The 809-nt window shown below is 45.2% G+C and carries 1 protein-coding gene; it reads right to left on the reverse strand.

Going from position 1 to position 809, the window contains the following annotated elements; genetic code table 11:
• Positions 1–809 (reverse strand): mucin-binding protein (locus tag DF216_RS10850; RefSeq protein WP_440862134.1); only part of this gene is annotated, 809 nt, incomplete at both ends.

Below are 809 nucleotides of genomic sequence, written 5' to 3' on the forward strand. Positions count from 1 at the left end.
CGACCTTCTGGTTTACCATCTGCGTATTGGTACTTGATCGTACGAGTAACCTTGCTATTCAATTTAGCTGGGTCTGTTACTGGCTCTTTACCTTGACGAAGAGTAACCACGAATTGTTGGTCTTTCTTATCATCATTGTCAAAGTTCTTAGGTCCCTTGAACTCATCGTTCACAACTTCGTAGCCCTTGTCTGTCAATTCTTTCAGACGTGCTGCGTAGTTAGTCGTTCCGATTGGCTCACCTGACTTACCGCTTTCAACAACCTTACCAACTTCCTTGTTGTTATCATCTTGGTCTACGAAGGTGATAATCGCTTTTTGACCATCTTTCACATAACTAATTGGCGTATCTTGAGTTGGATCGCTTGGAATTGGTGGTGGGTTGTAACCCTTGCTTGGATCGCTCGGATCTTTCGGTGTCAATGGTGTTGTACCATCTGGACCTACTGGTGTAGTACCTGGTACATGTGGTACCACTGGAAGATCTGTTCCCGGTTTAGTTGGGTTGTTTGGATCGTTTGGATATGGAAGATTTGGTACTTTTGGAAGTCCTTCTGGTACATTTGGTACGTATGAACCAAGTTTCTTGTACTGAACAACTTCTTCGCTGTTAGCGTCGCCAGCTTTCACTGTCTTCGCTGCTACATTAGCCTTATCTGCCACAAATCCAGTTACTACTGGTGTAGCTTCTTGTGCCAATTCTTTCGTAGCTGGTGTCCATGCGCCGAAGGTTTCAACGCCTGTTACACGGTTACGTTCACCTGTACGTGTGAAGGCTGCTTCTTGAGTTACTGGAGCTTTCAGAGCTGG

This window comes from Streptococcus oralis (genome assembly GCF_004127215.1).
In the GTDB taxonomy this organism is placed as follows: Bacteria; Bacillota; Bacilli; order Lactobacillales; family Streptococcaceae; genus Streptococcus; species Streptococcus oralis_BD.